This window comes from Paenibacillus sp. 102, from assembly GCF_039549175.1.
Lineage (GTDB): Bacteria > Bacillota > Bacilli > Bacillales > Bacillaceae_G > Bacillus_A.
On the sequence record NZ_JBCGHT010000043.1, the window covers coordinates 1 to 9,578 of the forward strand.

General features: G+C 33.1%; 7 protein-coding genes and 1 pseudogene. 6 read left to right on the forward strand and 2 right to left on the reverse strand.

All coding sequences use genetic code 11. The features are described from left to right. Window positions 1–286 precede the first annotated feature (286 nt). Entirely contained in the window at window positions 287–508 is a 222-nt protein-coding gene (locus AAIE21_RS28875) for a transcriptional regulator (protein ID WP_343269824.1), read from the reverse strand. Window positions 509–819: 311 nt separating this feature from the next. Here AAIE21_RS28875 and AAIE21_RS28880 point away from each other — a divergent pair, with 311 nt between their 5' ends. From AAIE21_RS28880 to AAIE21_RS28895, 4 genes and pseudogenes are all read left to right on the forward strand, one after another. After that, window positions 820–1,140 carry a hypothetical protein gene (locus tag AAIE21_RS28880; RefSeq protein WP_343269825.1) on the forward strand — a complete coding sequence of 107 codons (321 nt, stop codon included), beginning with the start codon at window positions 820–822 and terminating at the stop codon, window positions 1,138–1,140. Window positions 1,141–1,147: 7 nt separating this feature from the next. Then, window positions 1,148–2,314, forward strand: a complete 1,167-nt coding sequence (locus AAIE21_RS28885) for an FtsK/SpoIIIE domain-containing protein (protein WP_343269826.1) — start codon at window positions 1,148–1,150, stop codon at window positions 2,312–2,314. Further along, window positions 2,304–2,954 (forward strand): replication-relaxation family protein, encoded by a 651-nt coding sequence (locus AAIE21_RS28890; RefSeq protein WP_343269827.1) that lies wholly within the window; start codon window positions 2,304–2,306, stop codon window positions 2,952–2,954. Before AAIE21_RS28885 ends, AAIE21_RS28890 begins: the two co-directional genes overlap by 11 nt. A gap of 303 nt (window positions 2,955–3,257) precedes the next feature. After that, window positions 3,258–4,414 (forward strand): annotated as a pseudogene (locus tag AAIE21_RS28895) (IS3 family transposase). 92 nt (window positions 4,415–4,506) lie between these two features. Here the strand turns inward: AAIE21_RS28895 and AAIE21_RS28900 are convergent. Then, window positions 4,507–5,262: a cell division protein FtsQ/DivIB gene (locus AAIE21_RS28900; protein ID WP_343269828.1), complete on the reverse strand. Its 756-nt coding sequence runs from the start codon at window positions 5,260–5,262 to the stop codon at window positions 4,507–4,509. A 592-nt stretch (window positions 5,263–5,854) separates the two neighbouring features. Between AAIE21_RS28900 and AAIE21_RS28905 the strand changes: the two genes are divergently transcribed. Then, window positions 5,855–8,062, forward strand: coding sequence for an N-acetylmuramoyl-L-alanine amidase (locus AAIE21_RS28905; protein ID WP_343269829.1), 2,208 nt, complete (start codon window positions 5,855–5,857; stop codon window positions 8,060–8,062). A gap of 383 nt (window positions 8,063–8,445) precedes the next feature. Then, window positions 8,446–9,150: a CPBP family intramembrane glutamic endopeptidase gene (locus tag AAIE21_RS28910; RefSeq protein ID WP_343269830.1), complete on the forward strand. Its 705-nt coding sequence runs from the start codon at window positions 8,446–8,448 to the stop codon at window positions 9,148–9,150. Window positions 9,151–9,578: the final 428 nt, after the last annotated feature.

Here is a 9,578-nt window from a genome sequence, read left to right on the forward strand (position 1 = left end):
TAGTATGATGACTACAGTATACTAAAAAACGTAGGCTTTCGCCTACCGACATTCATCTCCCACCTAAAATTGGTGTTTCACACCTTCACATTTTTGAGGAAGGAGTCTTCTGTCAGAAGATGATAAATTAAGCTTTTGCTTAAAATCTTGGATACCGATGGTTTCATAATACTCTCTCCAAAACCTTTTGCTACAATCATACCCTTTCTGTAAGATTACTCAGTGATAAAGCAAAAAAATGAGGATTTCTCCACAAAAAATCAGCTCCCGTTTATAGAGCCGATTTTCACATCCAAAAGTCATCGAAATCTACATTATACCCTTTTTTCTTCAAAGCTTTAATTATTTTCTGTCCATTACCTAATGATGGCTTGAAATCGTTTGATCGTGAAATTCTACTGATGGTATTTTGATTTACACCACTCCATTTCTTTAATTTTGTTTGAGCAATCTGATTTCTCTTTAAAAACTTTCCAAACTTAGATAATGGTTTTCCTAATCCGAACACTATTTACACTCCTATTCTTAAATGCTTGGTTCCTATCATTTTTACCAATGCATGATTTTTTTAAACAAAAGTGTTAATAATGTACAAGCTGTGCGCCATATGATTTACCAAAGCAGCTGCCAAAGTAATGAAATGAGCTTTAATTAAGGTAGATAAGTGACAGTTTACAAAATTATCTATCAAAGTAATCTTTAACATGTTACAAAACTAGCTATCAAGGTTATTACCAAAGTAACGATACCATAGTTTTACACGTGTTGAAGTATATGATGTCTGCATTTTTAATTCTGTTTATAAAGGGGAGGGTGTTTGTGGGGGTTAGAAAAGAAGTAATTTCATTTCGTTCATTCATAAGTGGCTTATATAGAATTCAAGAAAAGAAAGAACGTAGTTATCATTCATTAAATCCGGTGGCTTTTCTTCATATGACAAAACCGGTATTAGACACATATATAGCATTAGGAATAATGGGCTCAATTGTAATTGGTGGAGTTATATTAGAGAAATACTTGATACAAAATGATTATATATCTGCAGCGCGGTGGTTATCTAATGGACTATATCATGGAATTCGAATTAGTGGGGTTGGATTCATTGGTTATGTCTTTATTCGAATTGTAATGATGTTCTAGGAGGTGCTTGATGGCTATAAAAGAATGGATACAAAAACGTACTTTAAAACATCGACTTACAGAGGTATTCCGAAAAGCAGAATTATATTTTGAACATCAGACACGTGGAGGGAAAATTCCAATCTTTCCAAAGATACATGACATTACATCTTCAAAAGAATGCGTGAGGTATATATTTACTATTCCTAATGGATTAGATCCACAGAAAATAGAAAAAAAGTGGTTTTGCTTCCAACAGATATTAGGAAAGGACATCGCTATAGAAGGCGACATCAAACGATTCGTACTCAATGTATTTCAATCTGATACTGGTCTAAAACAGTATAATTACTGTTATAAGAAGTGGCAATCATTGTTAGAGAAGTACCGGTTACCCATTGTTGTAGGGCGTGATCTATTTGGTAAGAGGATTGTATACGACATGGTTAATGCTAACACACCACACTTACTTGTAGCGGGTGAAACAGGAAGCGGAAAAAGTAGTATGGTACGTGTTATTTTATCTACCCTGATTCAGTGTATGTCTTCTGATAAGTTACATTTATATCTGGAAGATTTGAAGAACTCGGAATTTCATTTCTTACGAAGAGTACGACATGTAAAAGAAGTGTGTATGGAAGAAATAGAAGTGAAGATTATGCTTAATAAAGTTTGGCAGGAAATCAAAGAACGCAGAAAACTTCTGGAGGAATATGAAGTAGATCATATTGATAAATACAACAAACTAAAAACAGATGAACCAAAACCTTACATTCTTGTATGTATTGATGAGGTCGCAATGCTTCAAGATGAAAAAGAGTGTATGAACAAAGTTGAAAAGATATCAGCAGTAGGAAGGGCGCTAGGAGTTTTCATAATGCTTTCTATGCAACGGCCCGATGCAAGAATATTAGATGGAAAATTAAAGCTTAATATGACCGTAAGAATGGGCTTTAAATGTGATAGCGTAATAAACAGTAACATTATGGGGACACCAGGAGCAGAGGAACTAGAACAGTCTGGGCAAATGATTTTGAAATTGAATGGATTCAAGAAAGTGCAAGCTCCTTATTTAGAATTAAGTAAAGCAAAAGAAATCGTAGAACCTTATCGTTTACCAAAAGAAGATATATCGTTACAAAATCCTCTAGAAGAACAACAATCTGTATTTGGAGTGTTAGAAGATGAGGAATAGAGATAAAGCGATTTTGAGTGATTTACAGAGGTTTAGATGTATGTCCCGTGATGATATTATTGATCTACACTTTAGTGGATTAAAAAATGCTGTGACATGTTGCAACACAGTTATGAAGCGATTACGAAGAGATGGTCACGTAGATGCGAATGTATTGAAGCAGCCGTATATATATTTCCCTCAACCAAGTACAATGCGAAAAACAAGTCAAAAGGTACCCCATTTTCTCGGTATCGTTGATGTATATAAACAGCTTATTCATTATGAACAACCTAAAATATTTAATGTAGAACCAAAGTATGGAAAAGAATATATGGAACCTGATGTTTTTACAATATGGCGAAAAAGTCCATTTTTTATTGAAGTGCAAAACTCTATTTACAGCAAATCCGTTATGCAGACAAAAATAAAGCGATATGAATTATATTTTCATAGTACAGAATGGCGGAAAGAATCCTGGCAACCTCAACATGCAGCTGTATTTCCTTCCCTTCTGATTTTTACAGATTTTCAGTATCAAATCTCTAGTTCAACTTTTCGGATTTTTCAAGCCTCGTCTGTGTCACATTTTTTAGAGCAAGTAACATCAAAATTCAAAACTATCTCTGTGCAAATTGGATCAACAAGAAGACAGCTTTGAGCTACTTGTCATATACGTTAGTACTTAGAGGTGGGAGCTTCTCAATTCCATGATGAAAGTAATCTTGTATCTCGCACTTATTTGTGGGTACTATGCACCTTCACGCAAATTGAGAGGGGGGACTTTTAACCTGAACCTGGTTAAAAGATGTGCCTATTGTTTAGGTAGAACAGGAATAGGAGCTTCTTTATTTCATCTAAAAAAGAACTTGTAGAAAACTAAAGTGAACCCCATTAAGGGGACATGAAAAAAAACCTCCTTAATTCGCATACTAAATGCGAATTAAGTGGAGGTGTTTTTCATTTGAAGAAAAGAGTTCATTATCCAGAAGAAATAAAATGGAAAGTCGTTGAAATGAAAAAGGAAGGTTATTCTAACCGAACAATTATGGAAACATTAGGGGTTAAAAATGTAAGTCAAATTAAAAGATGGATGAACTGGTATCATACAAATCAAACTCATCGTTTCCAACAACCTGTAGGTAAGCAGTATTCTTACGGAAAAGGGCCTCAAGAGTTAAGTGAAATAGAACAGTTACGTTTGGAAAACAAACATTTAAAAGCTCAATTACTTGTATGGGGAAAGTATCTGGAAATAGAAAGGAGTTGAACCCAGTTGTTGTAGCTCAGCTATGGAATGAAGTGAAAGATAACATGACTGTCAAAGAACTGTGTAAAATATTAGGCTTACCACACTCAACGTTCTATCGTTGGGTAAACACAGTACAAGCTTCTACAAGTGAAATAGAGAAGACTGTTCAAACGGTTTGTTTGCGTCATAAACTCCGTTATGGATACCGACGAATTACAGCTACCCTTAGAAAAATGGGGATTTGTATCAATCATAAAAAGGTATTACGTATTATGAAACATTACGATTTACTATCGCGTGTACGTTGTAAGAAAAAAAGGTATATCACTGGTGCTGAACCTGTGGTAGCACCACACCTTTTAAATCGACAATTTGAAGCATCAGCTCCTAATGAAAAATGGTTTACTGATGTAACATATTTGACATTCGGAGAACGTACCTTGTATCTTTCCACAATCATGGATGCCTTTAATCGTGAAATTATTAGCTAGGTGATAAGTGAATCACCTAGCCTTCAATTATCTATAGAGACATTAAGACAAGCATTAAGAGGACGAAATGTAGAAGGTGTCATTCTTCATTCGAATCAAGGAAGCATCTATACAGCAAAGCAATTTCAGATGTATGCCAAAGAAAAAGGCATTATCACAAGCATGTCTCGGAAAGGAAACTGCCATGATAATGCCGTGATGGAAAGCTTCTTCGGACATTTGAAAAGCGAAGCTTTTTACTCACAAAATCTAACAAAAGTATCCAACACAACTGTGCGAAAGACTGTGTTAGAATACATTCATTACTACAATTGTGTGCGAATTCAGGAGAAATTAAACTACCTATCCCCTAAAGAATATAAGGGACAGGTGGTTTAGGTGTTTTGATGTGTATCCCATTTTCAGGGTTCACTTCAAAATACTACAAGTTCTTTTTATTTCTCATATGAAAGTGAATATAATCTCAAGTCTTATAATTTATCATTTGCAAATAGAGAATCTTCTAAGTGAATTACAGGGTATTGTTTAGAATCTAAATCTTTAGTAATGACTGGATATAGTTTCATTTTTTCAGATAAATCAGTGATAGAAGTACTCACTATAAACCCATCTTTTGCATATAAATATATATGGAATTTATCATTCTTAGTTGGCAAAAAATTAATCTCAGATATTATATTTTGAATTTCGCTTGGTAATTTATTTAACTCGGAAATCAGTTTTCTAAGTTGTTTTCCATCATTTCTAGTAAATTGTTTTATTACAGGTACACTTTTGGAGATTTCATTATTTGCTACTTTATCCAATATGGCACCATTTTCAAGTAGAAGATAACACTCAGTATCTTTAATCATATATGCAACAGTACTGTTTTCTTTAACATTAATAGTAACTTGACTTGGAAATCTCTTTGTAATATTGACTTCTTTAATCAGATTATTTTTCTGTATTCTTTTTTTTATATATTCTTCATGTAAATTCCAATAATTATCTTTGTGGCTTAAATTGGATAAACCTATAATTTCAGCTTTTGAGATTATTTTATTTCCAGTTACAGATATAGTTGAAATTTTTCCAAAGTGATATAAAAATAATAACAAACTAAAAACTATTAACGAACATATCATTAATGCTTTTTTTCTTCTAGCTGCTTTTATATTTCTACTTTGTATGAGTTGTTGATGACGAACCTGTTCGTTAAATGGATATACATTATTTTGATTCATGATACCTTCCTCTAATAGCCTATTATATTCCATTTAAAAAATGCTTTAACATTTGTTGTTTAGTATGTTAAAGGCTATCATGTACACATCTAGACTTTTTTTACACTGCAGTGTGTATCTTTTAAATCCTAAAACATTATATACATAATAGAATAATTTCTCAATATAGTTATAATATACAAGTGATTTTCTTCACATTTATAGTTTTGTACTACTATTTTTCACATTTAATGTGTAAGATAAAATATTAATCTTACAAAAAATACTGTAATTTAATATGTATTATTAATATAACTACAATTGAAAATAATTGCGATTCAAATATCAATATTATAATATAATTAGATTGAAACATGAACATCAGTTATATATTAATGCCTAATTAGTAAGTGAATTTTTTAAAACTTGACTTAAGGCAACCTCCAAACTGAAGGATTTATGTAGCGATATCGCGTGACATAGATTCTTTAAATGTTTAGAGGCTGCTTCTTTTTGTTTTGTATTATTATATATTAAAATGTTAGGTTTTTAATGATCTTACTAGAATTGAAATCTTCATGTTTTAAAACAAAATAGACAAGGAGAAATGCAAATGTTGAAAAAGACTGTGGTGACTGTTTTGACATTAGGCTATGTGCTTAGCCCGATGCAAACTTTTGCTGAGACAGATAATGAACAGCCACCCCTGCAACAAGAACTTTCTAGACAGGAAAATCAGTTAATTCCTGAGGGAGAAAAACAAGAGCAAGAAATTAAAACTGAACAACAAGAACAGTCTAAACAGGGAGATATGCTAGTACCTGAGCAAAAAGAGCAAGACCAAAAAGTAGAACAGCAAGATACAACAAAGCAACCAGAAGATATAACAAAGCAACCAGAAGACAAAGTAGATGTAAAACGTGAGGAATCACTAGGAACTAATAAAATATCAGGTAGTAATACAGTGCAAGCTGCACCTAAACAGCAAGGAGGTTGGGTGCAGAAAGACAATGGCTGGTACTATATTCAGCCAGATGGAAAACCGAAGACAGGCTGGTTACAAGAAGGAAATGCTTGGTATTATCTGCAACAAGATGGAAAGATGAAAACAGGCTGGCTGCAAGAAGGTACTAACCAGTACTATCTGCAAAGTAATGGAGTAATGCAAACAAATTGGCAGTCAATAAACGGCGTATGGTATTACTTCAACGGAAGCGGCGTAATGCAAAAAGATTGGCAATTAATAAACGGTGCATGGTATTACTTCAACAAAAGCGGTGTAATGCAAACGGGCTGGCAATCAATAAACGGTGCATGGCACTACTTCATTGAAAGTGGAGTAATGAAAACAGGTTGGCTGCAGTATGGAGATAACAAATTTTACTTGCAACAAGATGGGAAAATGAAAATAGGCTGGTTGCAAGAAGGTACTAACCGATACTATCTGGAAAGTAACGGCGCAATGAAAACAGGTTGGTTGCAAAAAGGTACTACTTGGTATTATCTACAAAGTGACGGAGTAATGAAAGTAGGCTGGTTGCAACTTGGAGATAACAAATATTATCTGCAACAAGATGGAAAGATGAAAACAGGTTGGTTGCAGGAAGGAAATACGTGGTACTACTTCCAAAGTAGTGGTGAGATGCAGAAAACAGGTTGGCTGAAAGACGGCAATGCCTGGTATTACATACAACAAGACGGAAAAATGAAAACAGGTTGGTTAGAAGAAGGATATGCCTGGTACTATCTGCAAAGCAATGGAACGTTAAAAACAGGTTGGCTGCAGGAAGGAAATACGTGGTACTATCTGCAAAGCAATGGATCGCTAAAAACAGGTTGGCTGCAGCTTGGGGATAACAAATATTATCTACAACAAAATGGCGCAATGAAAACAGGTTGGTTACAGGAAGGAAATACGTGGTACTACTTCCAAGGTACTGGTGAGATGCAAAAAACAGGTTGGCTAAAAGACGGCGATGCATGGTATTACCTGCAACAAGATGGAAAGATGAAAACAGGCTGGTTAGAAGAAGGATATGCCTGGTATTATTTGCAAAGCGATGGAATGCTAAAAACAGGTTGGTTGCAGGAAGGAAATACGTGGTACTATCTGCAAAGTAACGGCGCAATGAAAACAAATTGGTTACAAGACGGAAGTAACTGGTACTACTTACAACAAAATGGGGCAATGAAAATAGGTTGGTTAAACGAGAATGGTAAAGTATACTATTTTGATGCAAATGGTGTTTGGATTGAAAATCCACTCATATTTGGTAAAACAATTCTTGTTGATCCAGGACATGGTGGACATGATTCAGGAACATTATATGGAACTATATATGAAAAAACAATTGCCCTACAAGTAAGCATGAAGTTAAAGAGATTATTAGCTCAGAGTGGTGCAAATGTTGTGATGACACGAGCAACTGATATCTTTATTCCATTAGGGGATCGTGTTGGTATTTCAAATGAAAAAAAAGCAGATATTTTTGTTAGTGTGCATGTTAATTCAGCTGATTCGACTGCAGCAGATGGAATTGAAACATTATACAATCCTGAACATCCAAAAAGTCAACAAGTAATTTCTTTGGCAAGTGATGTACAGGAGGCTCTAATTAAAAATACTGGTGCCAGAAATAGAGGTTTAAAACCGAGACCAGACCTTCGCGTGTTAAAATCGGATAATATTGCACCACCTATATTGGTAGAAACTGGATTTTTAACAAATTCTAGTGAAAGATTAAAATTGACATCAGACAAATATCAAGATCAACTTGCACAATCTGTGTATGAGGGAGTCAGAAAATACTTTTCTAAGTAGAAATAGCGTTACATCGCTATTAAGCTAGTAAAAGAAATACACTTCAAAATGAAAAAACGTCATTCTTTCTTAAAAATGATAGGGAAGAATGGCGTTTTTCTATAATTGAGTTACCATAATACAACTTAGTGGTAGTACCCGAAAAAGCTAACTTTTTATCTTTTTTCAGATAGGAAGTTAGCTTTTTCGTTTTGGGATAGTTTATTTTGTAAGGTGATATAGCAACACCTATTATGTTGAATATTAAAATATTTAACTTATATATATCTTAGGTTATTCTAAAACTGCAATTAAAAATTCAAAATGAACATTCATAACATAATTTTTAATTATTCATCTAATTTCACAAAACTTTAAAATAAAATATAAAGGACCTAACATCTATGACTAATTTACAAAATCAAAATCTGACTTCATTGAAACAATTTATTTTAGGAGCACTACTAATATTGATGTTTGCACCATTTCTTTTTGGGCTATTATTAAAAATAGTATTCTCATTACATTTTACCGAACAATTATTTGATAATAATGACAGTTTAGAAATAACAAAAATTTTTTTATTAACCCTTTCTATACTTTCATTTTCCATTTATTACATTTTCACACGTAAATCTTTTTATAGTCTAATATTATCTACGCTTAATATTAAATCACTAAATCGAGGTAAGACATATGTATATATATTGATTGCAAATATATTTGTTGTTTTATCGGGTAAAACAACAGATCTCATCTCGAATGATTCAGCAAATATACAAGCAATATATCTGGGCATAGACACATTGTCCGAACAATCTTTTATCATATACATAATTGCTATATCAACACATGTGTTAATCGGACCTGTTTTAGAGGAAATTCTATATCGTGGAATTATTCTTAGATTTTTAGAAATCAAATATTCTTTTTTTACTGGGTTAATTATATCCAGTTTATTATTTGGTTTAGCTCATAACTATGACTTTGCATTCATTATTTTTGCAACTCTAATGGGTATAATTTATGGTTTGCTTTATAAGAAAACTAACTCAATAATCCCAGTAATAATTGGACATATGACTTACAATTTATATACATTTATATAATCATAATGAAGCAAAAGACGCATTATTTAAAATTATATTTCGCAAGACTATAAGGAGTATCGCCAGCATTTTGGAAAAAACCACGCTCACCAAAAAATACAAAAAACCGTCCATCAGAACAGCTTTACTTTTTACATAATTCTCGTTAGTGGGGTCACCTTACATGTCCATCAACTTAAGAAGTTCATTGTTCCTCAAAACGAAAAAATGGGTCGAACTCTCATAAATAACTATAAAAAGATAAAATTTTCGTTATGGGGGGTTCTCAAAATATTAGCTTGATGGGTATGGAGTAGCACCACACATCCATCAACTTAAGGTATATTTTCATACAAAATGCGGTCTTTTCATATAGTTTATTATTATCTTTTATAGATTTTATAAAAGTGAGCATATCAAATAAACCCTGACGGGTTTCAATTTTTTTA